The sequence below is a fragment of the Micromonospora sp. CPCC 206061 genome (assembly GCF_036906915.1).
GTDB lineage: Bacteria > Actinomycetota > Actinomycetes > Mycobacteriales > Micromonosporaceae > Phytohabitans.
On sequence record NZ_JBAKHX010000026.1, the window covers coordinates 34,344 to 50,558 of the forward strand.

Consider the following 16,215-nt stretch of genomic DNA (forward strand, 5'->3'; position numbering starts at 1 on the left):
GGTATGGCTGAGTTCGTGCGCGTGGAGACGAAGGACGGCATCGGCACCATCCGGCTCGACCGTCCACCGATGAATGCCCTGAACATGCAGGTGCAGGAGGAGTTGCGCGCCGCCGCCGCGGCGGTCACCGCCGACGCCGAGGTTCGCGCCGTCGTCGTGTACGGGGGTGAGAAGGTCTTCGCGGCGGGCGCCGACATCAAGGAAATGGCCGACATGTCGTACGTGGACATGGCGGCCCGCGCACGGGAGCTGTCCAGCGCGTTCGACGCCATCGCCCGCATCCCCAAGCCGGTGGTCGCGGCGATCACCGGGTACGCCCTCGGGGGTGGCTGCGAGCTGGCCCTGGCGTGCGACTGGCGGGTGGTGGCCGACGACGCGAAGCTCGGGCAGCCGGAGATCAAGTTGGGCATCATTCCGGGCGCCGGCGGCACGCAGCGGCTGGCTCGGCTGGTCGGCCCGGCCCGCGCCAAGGATCTGGTCATGTCCGGCCGGATGGTCGACGCGAAAGAGGCGCTCCAGATCGGGCTCGCCGACCGTGTGGTGCCAGCCGCGGAAGCCTACGAGGCGGCAGTCGCTCTCGTGCGCCAGTACACGAACGGCCCCGCGCAGGCCCTTCGCGCCGCGAAGCTCGCGATCGACGGCGGTCTCGACATGGACCTCGCATCGGGTCTGGCCTGGGAGAGTCAGCTCTTCGCGGCGCTTTTCGCCACCGAGGACAAGCGCGAGGGCATGTCGGCCTTCGTAGAGAAGCGCAAGCCCAACTTCCTGGGACGGTAGTCGTAAGGTGAGCGGCATGCCAGCAGACCGGACGCCGACCTCGGGCCATGCCCTCGGGATCGACTTCGGCACCTCGCACACCGTCGCGGTTGTGCGCTGGCCGGACGGGCGCGCCCGGCCACTGCTGGTCGACGGGTCGCCGCTGCTGCCGTCAGCGGTGTACGCGGAGCCCGGCGGAGCGTTCGCGGTCGGTCGGGACGCGCTGCACAGCGCCCGGCTCGATCCCGCCCGCTTCGAACCCAACCCCAAGCGCCGCATCGACGAGGGGACACTGCTGCTGGGCGACCGCGAGGTGCCGGTGGCCGACCTGGTCGGCGCCGTCCTTGGCCGGGTCGCCGAGGAGTGGACCCGCACGGTCGGCCGGGCCCGACCCGAGGTCACCCTGACCTGCCCGGCCACGTGGGGGGCCACCCGCCGCCGGCTGCTGGCCGACGCCGCCGCGCGTGCCGGCTTCGACGAGGTACGCCTGGTGGCCGAACCGGTCGCGGCGGCGACCTACTTCGCCAAGGTGCTCGGGCGGGACGTGCCGATCGGCTCGGTGGTGGTCGTGCACGACTTCGGTGCGGGCACGTTCGACGCGAGCGTGGTGGCCCGCACGTCCAGCGGCTTCGAGGTGCTGGCGGTCGACGGGCGCGACGACATCGGCGGGCTCGACGTCGACGCCGCGATCATCGAGCACCTCCAGAAGGCGTACGCCGACCGCGACCCGGACGCGTGGGCGCGGCTGGCCACGCCGACCACCGTGGAGGAGCGGCGCGCCAAGCGGCAGCTCTGGGACGACGTCCGGGTCGCCAAGGAACGGCTGTCCCGCAGCACGGCCGCCGACCTGGTGGTGCCGCTGCTCGACCTCGAAGTGCACCTCACCCGGCAGGAGCTGGAAGCGCTGGCCGGCCCGATCCTGGAGCAGACCGTCCGGGTGACCCAGGGCGTGATGCGCTGGGCCAACCTGCCCACCGGGCGGGTCGCCGGCGTCTTCCTCGTGGGCGGTTCCAGCCGGATACCGCTGATGGCGACGCTGTTGCACAGGGCGCTGGGTGAGGCGCCCGAGGCCATCGAGCAGCCTGAGCTCGTCGTGGCCGAGGGGAGCATTCTGGCAGGTGAGGCGCTGCTGGCGAGCGCACCGCCGGCCCCTGGCCCGACCATGCAGATGCGCCCGGTCTCGCCGGCGCCCGTGTCCCCGGCACCCGTCTCTGCCAAGAATGTCGGGCGCGTGGCGGTGCCAGGGGCGCAGCCACCCGGGCGCCCGCGCCAGCAGCCGCCGCCACCCGTCGCACCGACCCGGCCGATGCCGCGCTTCGACGAGCCGACGCCGCCGCGCTACGCACCGGCTTCGGTGGCCCCTCGCGTGGCGGCCCCCGCGCCCACAGACGCACCCAGGCTCGCCGCCTATGCGCCGCCGCGCCGCCCCGGCCTCCTCCTCCGCCTGTTTCGCGCGCTGATCATCACGTCGCTGCTGATCGTGGTGCCGGTCGCCGCCGGTGTCATCGCGTTCAGCCTGGCGCGCGACACGTCGCCGGCGAACGTCATCCAGGGTGTGTTGGACTGGATCAACAGTCGCTGAATACCCTTCCGCCCATGACTTCAACGGAGCGGATCGAAGGACACGGCGGCGAGCTGGCCCTCGCGGCGCTGCGGGCGTACGGGGTCACCGAGATGTTCACCCTCTCCGGTGGTCACGTGTTCCCGCTCTACGACGCGGCGCACAAGAGCGGATTCCCCATCTACGACGTCCGGCACGAGCAGTCGGCGGTCTTCGCGGCTGAGGCCGTCGCCAAGCTCCAGCGCCGGCCCGGTCTCGCGGTACTGACCGCCGGTCCCGGCGTCACCAACGGCATCTCGGGGCTGACCAGCGCGTACTTCAACGGCGCTCCGGTGCTCGTCATCGGTGGCCGGGCGCCCGCGTTCCGGTGGGGCGCGGGCAGCCTCCAGGAAATCGACCACGTGCCATTGGTCGCCCCGGTCACCAAGCACGCGGCGACCGTGCTCGCAAACGACGAGATCCCCGCCGCCATCGCGGGCGCGTTGACGGCCGCGCTCACCCCGCACCGCGGCCCGGCCTTCCTCGACATGCCGCTCGAAGTGATCTTCTCGGCGGGCGACGCGCCCGCGGTCGCCGACCCGGCGATACCGGTGATCGAACCGGACCCCGACGAGGTGGCCAGGGCCGCGCGGCTCATCGCCGCCGCGGAGCGCCCGGTGATCATCGCCGGCTCCGACGTGTACGCGGGCGACGCGGTGGCCGCCCTGCGGGAAGCCGCCGAGGCGCTCCACGTGCCGGTGTTCACCAACGGCATGGGGCGCGGTGCCCTGCCGCCCGAGCACCCGCTGGCGTTCGCCAAGTCCCGGCGCACCGCGCTCAAGGGCGCCGACGTCGTCGTAGTGATCGGCACGCCGCTCGACTTCCGGCTGGGCTTCGGCGACTTCGGCGCCGCCCAGGTGGTACACGTCGTGGACGCCCCCTCCCAGCGGGCCGCGCACACCACGCCTACTGCCGCGCCCGCCGGTGACCTTCGGCTCATCCTGTCCGCGTTCGCCGACCACGACGGCACCCGGGCCGACCACACCGGCTGGGTCGCCGACCTGCGCCAGGCCGAAGACGCCGCCAAGGCCCGCGACGCCGAGGAGATGACCGCCGAGACCGACCCGATCCGCCCCGCCCGCGTGTACGGGGAGCTGCGGCGGGTGCTGGCCCGCGACGCGGTGACCATCGGCGACGGCGGCGACTTCGTCTCGTACGCCGGCAGGTACCTGGAACCCGCCCAGCCCGGCACGTGGCTCGATCCCGGCCCGTACGGCTGCCTCGGCACCGGCATGGGCTACGCGATGGGCGCCCGGGTCACGTACCCGGACAGGCAGGTTTGTGTGCTGATGGGCGATGGGGCGGCCGGGTTCTCACTGATGGACGTGGAGTCGCTGGCGCGGCAGCAGCTGCCCGTGGTGATCGTGGTGGGCAACAACGGCATCTGGGGCCTGGAGAAGCACCCGATGCGCGCCATGTACGGGTACGACGTGGCAGCCGACCTCCAGCCCGAGCTGCGGTACGACGACGTGGTCAAGGCGCTCGGCGGTGCCGGCGAGACGGTGGCGAAAGCGGCCGACCTGGGGCCGGCGCTGGTTCGCGCCTTCGACTCGGGCGTCCCATACCTGGTCAACGTCCTGACCGACCCGGCCGACGCCTACCCCCGCTCCGCGAACCTGGCCTAGCGAGGGCGGGCGCGGCTCCCGGCCAGCGGGTGCCCCTCCACCCGCTGATATGGGCCTGCGCGCGGCGTCATGGGATGCGCAGCCGCGCGCCACCTAGCTTCGATCTGCCCTGACCGGATCAGGGGGTGTCGGGGTCGGAGTCCTTGCGGCGCAGCTCATCTTCGCGGCGCTGCAGGTCCTCCTCCCATTTGTCGAAGAGTTCGCGGTCGCGGCGGGACTGATCGGTGTTCAGCTTGCGAAGGAAGTCAGGGTCGTCGTCGGGCGCGGTGGGGCGGGGCGGCTCGGCTGAGGCGCCACCTTTGCTCGCCGGCCTGCCGGCAAGGAACCACGCGATCGACCCGACCAGCGGGAAGAACAGGATTATCAGCAACCAGGCGAGCCGCGGCAGCGCGCGGATCTCCTCTTCCTCGGCGGAGAGGCAGCTGATGAGCGCGATCACCGCTAGTGCGATTTGCACCACGAAGATCAGCAGGTAGAGGCGGACCATCCCTCAATGATGCGCGCTAATCGACAATCAGGAGCAGACCGAGGCCCGCGTATCCCGCCGTCGCCAGCGCCAGCAGGGCCAAGGCGCGCCGCCCGCGGACGCCTGGCCTGCGGATGCGCCGCCGGCCGACGGCGAATACGGCGACCCAGCCGGCCAGTGCCGCGGCCACTACCAAGGGGAAGCCGTCGACGGCGGCCATCCGGGCCGCGAGGACCGCCACCGCGCCCGCGGCGAGGAGCGTGCGGCGCCACGCGAGCTGCGTGCGCTCGAACGGCACGCCCGGCTCACGCTCCATCGAACGCCTGCACCACCACGGCGACGACCAGAACCAGCGCCCCGACGCCGACCAGGATGGCCAGTACCGCCGGGAACCGCGACGCTGGGAGGTCACGCCCGAGCCGCATGGCCCGCTCGGTGCGCGCCCAGTGGTCGACGGCTCGCACGGCTACCGCGCCGCCCAGCAGCAGGAGCGCGATCGCGATCCCCTCGCGCAGGTGCCCGATCGGCAGTGGCGGCAGGAACTGCGCGGCGGCGAGCCCGCCGGCCACGAGCGCCAGGCCGGTGCGGATCCAGGCGAGGAAGGTGCGCTCGTTGGCGAGGGAGAACCGGTAGTCGGGTGTGCTGCCCACCTCCCGTACGTCGTCTGTGTCGAACCACCGCCTGATCGCGCCCAGCACACCAGTGATTATCTGCCCCCGTAATGTGTGACGCGTGACCGACCTGGACGAGCGGGCGTTGTTGGCGGCGTACGACCGGCAGTTGCGACCCGAGGTGCCCGATCCGGTGCCGGCGGGCGTAACCGTGGAGCGAGACGGTCCGCTGGCGCGTATCCGGGGGCTCGACAAGGGCGGCTTCCTGACGTACGCGAATCTCGGTGGGCTGACCGGCGCGGCCCTGGACGCCCTGATCCGGCGCCAGGTGGAGTTCTTCGCCGCCCTGGGCGAGCCGGTGGAGTGGAAGACCTACGGGCACGACGAGCCTGCTGACCTGCCCGACCGGCTGCGCGCCGCGGGCTTCGTGCCGGAGGATCGCGAGACCGTCATGATCGGTCCGGTCGCGCCCCTGGCCGCCACCCTGCCCGTCCCGCCCGACGGCGTGACCCTGCGGGAAGTCACCGACCGCGCTGACCTCGACCGGATCGTCGCCATGGAGTCCGAGGTGTGGGGCATCGACCGCACCTGGCAGGCGGCGGCTCTGGAAAAGGAGATCGCCGCCGATTCGACCGCGATCACGATCGTGGTCGCCGAGGCCGGCGGCCAGATGGGCGGCCAGGTGGTGAGCGCCGCCTGGGTCCGGTACATCCGCGGCACAAGCTTCGCGACGCTGTGGGGCGGCGCCACCCTGCCCGCGTGGCGTGGCCGGGGCATCTACCGGGCGCTCGTCACCCACCGGGCGCGCCTCGCCGGCGCGCGGGGGTACACGCTGCTCCAGGTGGACGCGTCCGACGACAGCCGGCCGATCCTGCAGCGGCTGGGTCTGGTCGCCGTAACCACCACGACCCCGTATGTCTTTACGCCAGAGGGGGCCGCGTGAATGCGCTGACGTCCGAGGAGCGGGTGACGTTGAAGACCGCCGCGTTCGGCGCGGTGTTTCTGGTGTCCAATGCCGACCCCGGCTTCTTCGCGATGTTCAAGGAGAGTTTCGCGGCGTCGGGCGCGTTGGCGGGCGCCACCGGTCTGGTCAAAGAGGTACTGACCACGGGCACGCTGCCGCAGCTGCCGCGCCGGTCGCCGGGCGATGTAGAGGCGATCGTGCTGCCGGCCCTGGAGCGTTCCGTGGCGATCCTGCGCGAGAAGGCGCCCGACGAGGTCGACAACTACCGGACCACCGTGATCGCCGCCGTCGAGCAGACCGCTGAGGCCACGCACGGCGTCAACGAGCGTGAGAGACAAGTCATACACAAGGTTCGGGGGGCTTTGGGTCTCCCTCTTACTCATGAGTAACATGCGGGTAGTGGGTCTACTGGAGCAGGAGGTCGTCGAGGCGCGATGAATATCGTCGTACTTGTCAAGCAGGTGCCGGACTCCGGCGCGGAGCGCAACCTGCGCACTGACGACAACACGGTCGACCGCGGGTCGGCGAGCAACGTCATAAACGAGATGGACGAGTACGCCATCGAGGAGGCGCTGCGCATCCAGGAGGCGCACGGCGGTGAGGTGACGATTCTCACCATGGGGCCCGACAAGGCCACCGAGTCGATCCGCAAGGCGCTCTCCATGGGTCCGGACAAGGCGGTACACGTCGTCGACGACGCCCTGCACGGCTCCTGCGCGGTGGCGACGTCCAAGGTGCTGGCCGCGGCCCTCGGCACGCTCAACGCCGACCTGGTGCTGTGTGGTGCCGAGTCGACCGACGGCCGCGTACAGGTGCTGCCGCACATGCTCGCCGAGCGTCTCGGCGTCGCGGCGCTGACCGGCGCCCGCAAGCTCACCATCGACGGCTCGTCGCTCACCATCGAGCGTCAGACCGACGAGGGCTATGAGGTTGTCACCGCGCAGTCTCCGGCGGTGGTGTCGGTGTGGGACACCATCAACGAGCCGCGGTATCCGTCCTTCAAGGGCATCATGGCCGCGAAGAAGAAGCCGGTGCAGACGCTCTCGCTCGGTGACCTTGGCGTGGCGCCGTCCGAGGTTGGCCTCGACGGCGCGACCTCGGCGGTCGTCGAGCACAGCAAGCGTCCGCCGCGCTCGGGCGGGCAGAAGATCACTGACGAGGGCGAGGGCGGCGTCAAGCTGGTCGAGTACCTCGCGACCGAGAAGTTCGTCTGAGGAGGGGCTGACCAATGGCTGAGGTTCTGGTCGTCGTCGAGCACTCCGGCGGCGAGGTCAAGAAGGTAACGCTCGAAATGCTCACGCTGGCGCGTGAGCTCGGCACCCCGGCCGCTGTCGTGCTCGGGGGCCCGGGGGCGGCGGCGCCGCTTCACGACAAGCTGTCCGAGTACGGGGCGGCGAAGGTGTACGCCGGCGAGAGCGACGATCTCGACGGGTACCTGGTGGCGCCGAAGGCGTCCGTGCTGGCTGCGCTGGTCCGGTCCGCGTCGCCCGCGGCGGTGCTGCTCGGCTCCACCCAGGAGGGCAAGGAGATCGCCGGCCGCCTCGCGGTGAAGCTCGACAACGGGCTGCTCACCGACGTGGTGGCGCTCGACGCGGACGGAACGGCGACGCAGGTCGTTTTCGCCGGTTCGACGATCGTCAAGTCCCGGGTGACGCGTGGCCTGCCGCTGGTCACCGTCCGGCCGAACTCGCTCACGCCCGCGCCCGCGCCCGGCACCGCCGAGGTCTCCGCGCTCGACGTCACCGTCGACGAGTCGGCCAAGCTCGCCCGCGTGGTCGAGCGCAAGGTGGAGGCCAAGGGTGCTCGGCCCGAGCTGACCGAGGCGTCGGTCGTGGTCTCCGGCGGTCGCGGCGTCGGCAGCGCCGACAACTTCAAGCTCGTCGAGGAGCTGGCCGATCTGCTCGGCGGCGCGGTCGGCGCGTCCCGGGCGGCCACCGACTCCGGCTTCTACCCGCACCAGTTCCAGGTGGGTCAGACCGGCAAGACGGTGTCGCCGCAGCTGTACGTGGCGCTCGGCATCTCCGGCGCCATCCAGCACCGGGCCGGCATGCAGACGTCCAAGACGATCGTGGCGGTCAACAAGGACGCCGAGGCGCCGATCTTCGAGCTGGCCGACTTCGGCGTGGTCGGCGACCTGTTCAAGATCGTCCCCCAGGCCGCGGAGGAGATCCGCAAACGTAAGTAGCTGTGGCGCGGTGAGGGCTCCCCTTCGGGGGAGCCCTTTCGTGTACCGGGACTCGCACTACGCTTGAGGGCGATGGCCTATCTCGATCATGCCGCGACCACCCCGATGCTCGACGAGGCGGTGGAGGCGTACGCCGCTGCCGCCCGCGAGGTGGGTAACGCGTCTTCACTGCACGCGCCCGGCCGGTGCGCCCGCCGGAAGGTGGAGGAGTCCCGCGAGCGGATCGCCGCGGTCCTGGGCGCCCGCCCGTCCGAGGTGATCTTCACGGGCAGCGGCACCGAGGCCGACAACCTGGCGGTCAAGGGCATCTTCTGGGCGCGCCGCGACGCCGGACTCCGCCGGGTGGTTGCCAGCGCCGTCGAGCACCACGCCGTGCTCGACTCCGTGCACTGGCTGGCCGCCCACGAGGGCGCCGACGTGACCTGGCTGCCGGTCGACGAGCTGGGCCGGGTGCCGGTCGACGCGATGCGCGCGGTGCTCGACGAGCACGGCGACGAGATCGCGCTCGCCACTGTCATGTGGGCCAACAACGAGGTCGGCACGCTGCAACGCGTCGCGTCGTTCGCCGGGCTCGCCGCGGGAGCCGGCATCCCGTTCCACACCGACGCGGTCCAGGCCGTCGGCCAGGTGCCGGTCGACTTCGCCGCGAGCGGCGCGGCGGCACTCACCGTCAGTGGGCACAAGCTCGGCGGCCCAGCTGGTGTGGGCGCGCTGCTGCTCGGCCGCGACATCGCCTGCACGCCGCTGCTGCACGGCGGCGGCCAGGAGCGCGACGTCCGGTCCGGCACGCTCGACGCGCCGGGCATCGTGGCCTTCGCCGTCGCGGTCGAGGCCGCGGTCAAGAGCCAGCAGGAGTACGCGGCCAGGGTCTCCGCCCTCCGTGACGAGCTGGTGGCACGGGTACGCGAAGCCGCGCCCGACGCGATCTACAACGGCGACCCGGACGACCGGCTGCCCGGCAACGCGCACTTCTCGTTTCCCGGGTGCGAGGGCGACGCCCTGCTCCTGCTGCTGGACGCCCAGGGCATCGCCTGCTCGACCGGTTCGGCCTGCTCGGCTGGGGTGGCCCAGCCCAGCCACGTCCTGTTGGCAATGGGCGCGGATGACGACCGCGCCCGCTCGTCTCTGCGCTTCACCCTGGGCCACACGTCGACCAAGGACGACGTGGCGGCTCTGGCGTCAGCCCTGCCGGCTGCCGTCGAGCGCGCCCGCCGGGCGGGCCGCCGCTGACTCCTCACGACCGGTCCGACCCGCGTGGTGCGAATCGGGCACGAGGTCGGAGGGCGCCCACACACGCTCGCGAAGGTCTTCCTCGACTTCGTCGAAGAAGAGGGGCCGGTTACCGTTGTCGGGTGAGGGTGCTAGCTGCGATGTCCGGTGGGGTCGACTCGGCGGTGGCCGCCGCGCGGGCGGTCGATGCTGGGCACGACGTCACCGGCGTACACCTGGCCCTGGCGCGTAACCCGCAGACCTACCGGTCCGGTGCGCGGGGCTGCTGCACGCTCGAAGACTCCCGCGACGCCCGCCGCGCCGCCGACGTGATCGGCATCCCGTTCTACGTGTGGGACATGGCCGACCGCTTTCACGAGGACGTCGTCGACGACTTCGTGTCCGAGTACGCCGCCGGCCGCACGCCGAATCCGTGCCTTCGCTGCAATGAAAAGATCAAGTTCGCCGCGGTGCTCGACCGCGCGGTGGCGCTGGGGTTCGACGCGGTCGTGACCGGCCACCACGCCCGGCTCGGCCCCGACGGGCTGCTGCGGCGCAGCGTCGACCTCGGCAAGGACCAGTCGTACGTGCTCGCGGTGCTGCGCCGCGACCAGCTCGACCGGTCGATCTTCCCCCTCGGCGACTCGACCAAATCGCAGGTGCGCACCGAGGCGGCCGAGCGCGGGCTGGCCGTGGCCGACAAGCCGGACTCCCACGACATTTGCTTCATCGCCGACGGCGACACCCGGCGGTTCCTCGCCGACCGCCTCGGTGAGACCCCCGGCGACATCGTCGACGCTCAGACCGGTGCGGTGCTCGGCACCCACCAGGGCGCGTACGCGTACACCGTCGGGCAGCGCCGCGGGCTGGCCCTGCAGACCCCGGCGCCGGACGGGCGGCCCCGATACGTGCTGTCGATCACGCCGGTGACCAACACCGTCACGGTGGGCCCCGCCGCCGCGCTCGACGTGTCCGAGGTGGCCGGTGACCGTCCGGTGTGGACAGGTGGGCCGGAGCCGGCGGGCCCGGTCGAGTGCGAGGTGCAGCTGCGCGCACACGGCGACGTCGTGCCCGCCACCGTGACCCTCGCCGGCGGGCAGCTGCACGCCGCGCTGCACCGCCCGGCGCGCGGCATCGCCGCCGGCCAGGCGGTCGTCGCGTATCGGCCGGACCCGGCGGGCGACGTGGTGCTCGGCTCGGCGACGATTAGCTCGTGACCACTTACCCCTGGCCCGCCGGCGCTGCCACCGGCATCGGTTCGCTGCCCGGCACCGACATCGCCGAATCCCAGCGAATCGTGCTCGGCGAGCTGCCTGACCTGCCGCACCTGCCCGAGCTTCCGGCGCGCGGCCCGGGCGCCGAAATCATCGGCAGGGGCGCGGCCTTCCTCGTCGAACTGCCCGTCGAGCTGTACGCGGGGCGGTGGCGGGTCGCCGCGCGCCCCGGGCATGACCTGCGACGCGCGCTCGACCTGGTGGAGCGCGACCTCGACGAGATGACCGAGCAGGCCGGCGACTTCACGGGCACCTTCAAGATCCAGGCGGCCGGCCCGTACACCCTCGCCGCCGGTGTCGACCTGGCCATCGGTGGCCGCATCATGCGTGACCACGGCGCGGTACGCGACCTTACCGAGTCGCTCGCCGAGGGGCTCCGCGCCCACGTCGCCGACGTACGCCGCCGGTTGCCCCGCGCCACCGTCGTGCTCCAGGTCGACGAACCGTCCCTGCCGGCCGCGCTCGCCGGGCACATACCGACCGAGAGCGGCCTGTACACCTACCGCCGGGTCGAGACGTCCACTGCGGCGACCGCCCTGCGCACCGTGATCGAGGCGGTCGGGGCACCCGTCGTGATCCATTGCTGCGCGCCCGACGTACCCCTCGATGTGGTCCGGTCGAGCGGCGCCGCCGCCGTGGCACTCGACCTCGACCTGCTCGAAAAGCTCGATCCCCTGGGCGAGGCGCTCGACGCCGGCCTCGGCCTCTTCGCCGGCGTCGCCTCGCGTGCGGCGTCCGCCGGCGCCTCGCCGTCCGCGGCGGTGGCTGACCGGGTACGCGAGCTGTGGCAACGCCTGGGCTTCCCCCTGGCGGGGCTCCCCGCCCAGGTGGTCGTCACCCCGACCTGCGGCCTGGCCAACGCCTCCCCGGCAGCGGCGCGCGCAACGCTGAAGGCAGTCCGCGAGGCCACTCTCCGCCTAGCCGACGCCGCCGCTTCCTAGCCCCGCTTTCTGGTCGATCAAGGGCGAACGCACGTGGTCCGATCTCTTTTCCACGTGCGTTCGCCCTTGATCCATGCGAATGACCGCGCCGTGCGGGCACGGGCATCTGGACCTGGCCGCCTATGGCGCGTACCTGGCCGGAGAGCTGGTCGACCACGAGCTGCCCGAGGCCCAGGTGGCTGCGGCGGTGGCGTCCCTGCCGCCGGTGCCAGCCTGATCACGGAGAGGGCGCGGCGGGGAGCGGAAGGTCGTACCTGCTGGTTACGGTGCTTGTGTGTCTGAGGAAGCCATCCAGCAGGTGACCGCCGAGCAGGTGACCCCCGAGCAGGTGACCCCCGAGCAGGTCGCGGCGGCGGGGGCCGAGCCGCCGTCCGACGCGCGTGAGCGGCATGCCGCGCTCAGCGCCGAGGTGTCCGACCATCAGTACCGCTACTACGTGCTCGACGCGCCCACGGTGTCCGACGCGGATTTCGACCGGCTGCTGCGCGAGCTGGAGGCCCTCGAAGAGGAGTATCCGGCGCTTCGCACGCCCGATTCGCCCACCCAGCGGGTCGGTGGCACGTTCTCCACGCTGTTCACGCCGGTCGAGCACGCCGAGCGGATGATGTCGCTCGACAACGTGTTCGACGACGAGGAGCTGGCGGCCTGGGCCGAGCGGGTCGAGCGCGACGCGGGTGAGCAGGTGCCCTACCTGTGCGAGCTCAAGGTCGACGGCCTGGCGATCAACCTGACCTACGAGGGCGGGCGGCTGGTGCGGGGGGCCACCCGGGGCGACGGCCGCACCGGCGAAGACGTCACCAACAATGTGCGCACGATCCGCGAGGTGCCCGAGCAGTTGACCGGCGACCACGTGCCCGACCTCGTCGAGGTGCGCGGCGAGGTGTATTTCCCGGTGTCCGCGTTCGCCGATCTCAACGCGGGCCTGGTCGAGCAGGGCAAGCCGCCGTTCGCCAACCCGCGCAACGCGGCGGCGGGGAGCCTGCGGCAGAAGGATCCGCGCATCACCGCGTCCCGCGGGCTGCGCATGGTCGTGCACGGCATCGGCGCCCGGCGCGGCTTCCAGCCGTCGGCGCAGCACGAGGCGTACGAGGTGATGCGCGCCTGGGGCCTGCCAGTGAGCGACCGCTGGCAGCTCAAGTCCGACCTGGCCGGGGTCCGGGACTACATCGCCTACTACGCCGAGCACCGGCACGACGTCGAGCACGAGATCGACGGCGTGGTGGTCAAGGTCGATCCGGTGGCGATCCAGGGCCGGCTCGGCTCGACCAGCCGGGCGCCGCGCTGGGCGATCGCCTTCAAGTACCCGCCGGAGGAGGTCAACACCAAGCTGCTCGGCATCGAGGTCAACGTGGGGCGCACCGGCCGGGTGACCCCGTTCGCGGTGCTGGAGCCGGTGCGGGTGGCCGGCTCGACGGTGGCGCAGGCGACGCTGCACAACGCGCGCGAGGTCGAGCGTAAGGGCGTGCTCATCGGCGACACGGTGGTGATCCGCAAGGCCGGTGACGTGATCCCCGAGGTGCTCGGGCCGGTGGTCGAGCTGCGCCCGCCCGACGCGAAGGCGTTCGTGATGCCGGAGAACTGCCCGACGTGCGGCACCCCGCTGGCGCCGGCGAAGGAGAGCGACGTCGACATCCGCTGCCCCAACACCAGGTCCTGCCCCGCCCAGTTGCGCGAGCGGGTGTTTCACCTGGCGGGGCGCGGCGCGTTCGACATCGAGGTGCTGGGCTTCAAGGCGGCGAGCGCGCTGCTGGAGTCCGGTGTGATCAAGGACGAGGGCGACCTCTTCGCGCTCGACGCCGAAAAGCTGGGCAAGGCCGACTTCTTCCGTAAGAAGGACGGCACGCTCACCACCAACTCGGAAAAGCTGCTCGCGCAGCTTGAAAAGGCCAAGCGGCAGCCGCTGTGGCGGGTGCTGGTGGCGCTGTCGATCCGGCACGTCGGCCCCACCGCCGCACAGGATCTCGCTAGGCACTTCCTCTCGCTCGACGCCATCAAAGAGGCCAGCCAGGAGGAGCTGGCTGCCGTCGACGGGGTCGGCCCGACGATCGCCGAGAGCCTCAAGGAGTGGTTCACGGTCGAGTGGCACAACGAGGTGGTCGAAAAGTGGCGGGACGCTGGTGTGCGTCTTGCCGAGGAGCGCACAGACGAGGGGCCGCGTCCACTCGAAGGGGTGACCGTCGTGGTCACCGGCACCCTATCGACGTACTCGCGTGATCAGGCCACTGAGGAGATCACGACGCGCGGTGGCAAGGTGAGCGGCTCGGTGTCGAAGAAGACCGGTTTCGTCGTGGTCGGCGACAACCCAGGATCCAAATACGACAAGGCCGTCTCACTCAAGGTGCCGGTGCTCGACGATGCGGGGTTCCAGGTGTTGCTTGATCAGGGGCCCGATGCCGCCCGCGAGGTGGCGCAAGTGGGTGAGGTCTCAAGTTAGTCACGACTCCGGCTGAAGGACCCCATGCCGCGACGGCGCCGCTCGTAGGGTGGTTGCGGTTCAGTACAAATACGGCGGGAGGGTCGCATGGAGGCCGCGGCGCTGCGGAACTCCGTTCCCCCCGATCGACGTGTGCCGTTTTTCGGCTTTGTGTGGGCGGTCACCGTGGTGGCCGCCCTCGTATGTGCCCCCGTCCTGGCCCGCATCCCGGCGGAGCTGTCAGACCTGCCGGCCGCGTTCTGGCTGATGGCAGGCCTTGCGGTGCTCGTCGACGCGCGCCCGTTCACGCCACCCGGGCGCAGGCAGAGTTCAGCGGTTTTCCCGTCGATCTGCTTCACCTTCGCCATCATGCTGGGCTGGGGGCTGGGCGAGGCGATCGCCGTACAGGCCGCCGCCGTCACCGTGTCGGCCTGGCGGATGCGGCACCGGCCATGGCGTGCGATCTTCAACACCAGCCAGTACGCCCTGGCGCTCACCGCGGCGTACGCGGTCACCCGGCTGGCCGACGGCGGCCGTCCAGCGTGGAGAGACGTGGCGGTCTTCGCCCTCGCCGGTGTGGCCTGGTTCCTGGTGAAGTACGGCTCGGTCACGGTCGCCGTGCGGCTCCGGTTCGGCGGCCGGTGGTGGCCGACCTTCGTGCTCGGGCTCGCGTTCGAGTCGCTTTCGACCGGATCGTTGCTGCTGCTCAGCCCGGTGCTGCTCGCCGCGGCGCAGACCAGCGCGGCCCTGATCCCGCTCGTCGTGGTGCCGCTCTACGCGGTGTACCGGATGGCGCGGCTCTCGGCCGAGCAGGACCAGATCGGGCGGCTCGACCCGCTCACCGGTCTCGCCAACCGCAAGGCGCTGCTGGCCGAGGTGGCCGACCAGGTGCCCGCACACGCCGAGCGGGCCGCCCGTGGCGACGCCGACCGGCACCTCGCGCTGCTCGTGCTCGACCTCGACCACTTCAAGCGGGTCAACGACGCGCTCGGGCACGCGGTCGGCGACCGGCTGCTCGTGCAGGTGGGCAGCCGGCTGGAGGCGGCGGTGCGCCCCGGTGACGTGGTGGCGCGGCTGGGCGGCGACGAGTTCGCCATCCTCGCGACCCGGCTCGAAAGCGTCGACGCCGCCCGCGTGCTCGCCAGCACCGTCGTCGCAGCGCTCGCCGAGCCGGTATCGCTCGACGGCCTGCCCCTCGACGTGGCCGGCTCGATGGGCATCGCCCTGTACCCGGACCACGGCGAAGACTTCGCGACCCTGCTGCGCCACGCCGACGTGGCGATGTACGACGCCAAGCACCGCGGGGACGAGGTGGCCGTCTACTCACCCGACTCCGACCACAACTCGCCGGAGCGGCTGAGCCTGCTCGCCGACCTGCGCCGGACGCTGGAGTCGCCCGACGGCGACCAGATCGCCATGTACTACCAGCCACAGATCGCCATCGAGACCGGCGAGGTGGTCGGCGTCGAGGCGCTGCTGCGCTGGCGGCACCCGGCGCGGGGCATGGTCGACCCGGAGGAGCTGATCCGGGTGGCCGAGCAGAGCGCGGTGATGCGCCTGCTCACCCGCCGGGTGGTCGACGACGTAGTCGAGCAGATCGCCAAGTGGTCGGCTGCGGGGCTGCACCTGCGGGCGGCCCTCAACGTCAGCGTCCGTGACCTGCACACCGGCGAGATCGCCGACCAGATCGCAGACCGGCTCGCTCGCTACGGGCTGTCACCCGAACGGCTGCAACTGGAGATCACCGAGGGTGCGCTGATGGCCGACCCGCGGCGGGTGCTGGCCACGATCGCCCGGCTCGACCAGATCGGGGTCGCGATCGCGCTCGACGACTTCGGCACCGGGTACTCCTCGATGCAGCACCTGCGCCGGCTGCCGCTCGCCGAGGTCAAGGTCGACCGGTCGTTCGTGCTCGGCATGGCGACCGACGCCGACGACGCGGCGATCGTGCGCTCGGTGATCGAGCTAGCCGGGGCGCTGGGCCTGCGGGTGGTCGCCGAGGGTGTCGAGGACGAGCGCACCTGGCGGCTGCTGCACGCGGCCGGCTGCCACGTGGCGCAGGGCTGGTTCTACGCCCGCCCGATGCCGGCCGACGAGTTGGTCGACTGGCTCTCCCGCTATCGCGCGGTCCGCCCAGTCGGAAGGTAGGGAGCCGGGCGCGGGGCTGCGGA

At 71.8% G+C, this 16,215-nt stretch carries 16 protein-coding genes; 13 read left to right on the forward strand and 3 right to left on the reverse strand.

Features of this window, described 5'->3' with window-relative positions; translation table 11 throughout:
* The first annotated feature begins 3 nt into the window (after nucleotides 1-3).
* The 3 genes from V6V89_RS19185 to V6V89_RS19195 are packed head-to-tail and all read left to right on the forward strand — an operon-like array spanning nucleotide 4 to nucleotide 3,981.
* Nucleotides 4-777, forward strand: a complete 774-nt coding sequence (locus V6V89_RS19185) for an enoyl-CoA hydratase/isomerase family protein (protein WP_334620532.1) — start codon at nucleotides 4-6, stop codon at nucleotides 775-777.
* A 16-nt stretch (nucleotides 778-793) separates the two neighbouring features.
* Nucleotides 794-2,338: an Hsp70 family protein gene (locus tag V6V89_RS19190; RefSeq protein ID WP_334620533.1), complete on the forward strand. Its 1,545-nt coding sequence runs from the start codon at nucleotides 794-796 to the stop codon at nucleotides 2,336-2,338.
* Nucleotides 2,339-2,352: 14 nt separating this feature from the next.
* On the forward strand, nucleotides 2,353-3,981 hold the full coding sequence (locus V6V89_RS19195) for an acetolactate synthase (protein ID WP_334620534.1): 1,629 nt from the start codon (nucleotides 2,353-2,355) through the stop codon (nucleotides 3,979-3,981).
* Nucleotides 3,982-4,099: 118 nt separating this feature from the next.
* Here the strand turns inward: V6V89_RS19195 and V6V89_RS19200 are convergent, their stop codons facing one another.
* The 3 genes from V6V89_RS19200 to V6V89_RS19210 are packed head-to-tail and all read right to left on the reverse strand — an operon-like array spanning nucleotide 4,100 to nucleotide 5,145.
* On the reverse strand, nucleotides 4,100-4,468 hold the full coding sequence (locus tag V6V89_RS19200; RefSeq protein ID WP_334620535.1) for a PLD nuclease N-terminal domain-containing protein: 369 nt from the start codon (nucleotides 4,466-4,468) through the stop codon (nucleotides 4,100-4,102).
* A 16-nt stretch (nucleotides 4,469-4,484) separates the two neighbouring features.
* Entirely contained in the window at nucleotides 4,485-4,763 is a 279-nt protein-coding gene (locus V6V89_RS19205; RefSeq protein WP_334620536.1) for a DUF202 domain-containing protein, read from the reverse strand.
* Entirely contained in the window at nucleotides 4,753-5,145 is a 393-nt protein-coding gene (locus tag V6V89_RS19210) for a YidH family protein (RefSeq protein WP_334620537.1), read from the reverse strand. Before V6V89_RS19210 ends, V6V89_RS19205 begins: the two co-directional genes overlap by 11 nt.
* A 34-nt stretch (nucleotides 5,146-5,179) precedes the next feature.
* Here V6V89_RS19210 and V6V89_RS19215 point away from each other — a divergent pair, with 34 nt between their 5' ends.
* The 10 genes from V6V89_RS19215 to V6V89_RS19260 all read left to right on the forward strand — a co-directional run bounded on the left by V6V89_RS19215 (nucleotide 5,180) and on the right by V6V89_RS19260 (nucleotide 16,192).
* Entirely contained in the window at nucleotides 5,180-6,001 is an 822-nt protein-coding gene (locus V6V89_RS19215; RefSeq protein WP_334620538.1) for a GNAT family N-acetyltransferase, read from the forward strand.
* Entirely contained in the window at nucleotides 5,998-6,411 is a 414-nt protein-coding gene (locus V6V89_RS19220; protein ID WP_334620539.1) for a hypothetical protein, read from the forward strand. The genes V6V89_RS19215 and V6V89_RS19220 overlap by 4 nt, the downstream gene beginning before the upstream one ends.
* Nucleotides 6,412-6,456: 45 nt before the next feature.
* Nucleotides 6,457-7,236 carry an electron transfer flavoprotein subunit beta/FixA family protein gene (locus V6V89_RS19225; protein WP_334620540.1) on the forward strand — a complete coding sequence of 260 codons (780 nt, stop codon included), beginning with the start codon at nucleotides 6,457-6,459 and terminating at the stop codon, nucleotides 7,234-7,236.
* 14 nt (nucleotides 7,237-7,250) lie between these two features.
* Nucleotides 7,251-8,207 carry an electron transfer flavoprotein subunit alpha/FixB family protein gene (locus V6V89_RS19230; protein ID WP_334620541.1) on the forward strand — a complete coding sequence of 319 codons (957 nt, stop codon included), beginning with the start codon at nucleotides 7,251-7,253 and terminating at the stop codon, nucleotides 8,205-8,207.
* Between the two features lie 72 nt (nucleotides 8,208-8,279).
* A complete protein-coding gene (locus tag V6V89_RS19235) occupies nucleotides 8,280-9,437 on the forward strand; it encodes a cysteine desulfurase family protein (RefSeq protein ID WP_334620542.1) in 1,158 nt (385 codons plus the stop codon).
* A 122-nt stretch (nucleotides 9,438-9,559) separates the two neighbouring features.
* A complete protein-coding gene (gene mnmA, locus V6V89_RS19240) occupies nucleotides 9,560-10,633 on the forward strand; it encodes a tRNA 2-thiouridine(34) synthase MnmA (RefSeq protein ID WP_334620543.1) in 1,074 nt (357 codons plus the stop codon).
* On the forward strand, nucleotides 10,630-11,631 hold the full coding sequence (locus tag V6V89_RS19245) for a methionine synthase (protein WP_334620544.1): 1,002 nt from the start codon (nucleotides 10,630-10,632) through the stop codon (nucleotides 11,629-11,631). Before mnmA ends, V6V89_RS19245 begins: the two co-directional genes overlap by 4 nt.
* Before the next feature lie 73 nt (nucleotides 11,632-11,704).
* Nucleotides 11,705-11,848 (forward strand): hypothetical protein, encoded by a 144-nt coding sequence (locus V6V89_RS19250; RefSeq protein WP_334620545.1) that lies wholly within the window; start codon nucleotides 11,705-11,707, stop codon nucleotides 11,846-11,848.
* A gap of 96 nt (nucleotides 11,849-11,944) precedes the next feature.
* Nucleotides 11,945-14,065: an NAD-dependent DNA ligase LigA gene (ligA, locus tag V6V89_RS19255; protein WP_334620579.1), complete on the forward strand. Its 2,121-nt coding sequence runs from the start codon at nucleotides 11,945-11,947 to the stop codon at nucleotides 14,063-14,065.
* Between the two features lie 87 nt (nucleotides 14,066-14,152).
* Complete coding sequence (locus V6V89_RS19260) at nucleotides 14,153-16,192, forward strand: putative bifunctional diguanylate cyclase/phosphodiesterase (protein WP_334620546.1); 2,040 nt, start codon at nucleotides 14,153-14,155, stop codon at nucleotides 16,190-16,192.
* The last annotated feature ends 23 nt before the right edge of the window (nucleotides 16,193-16,215 follow it).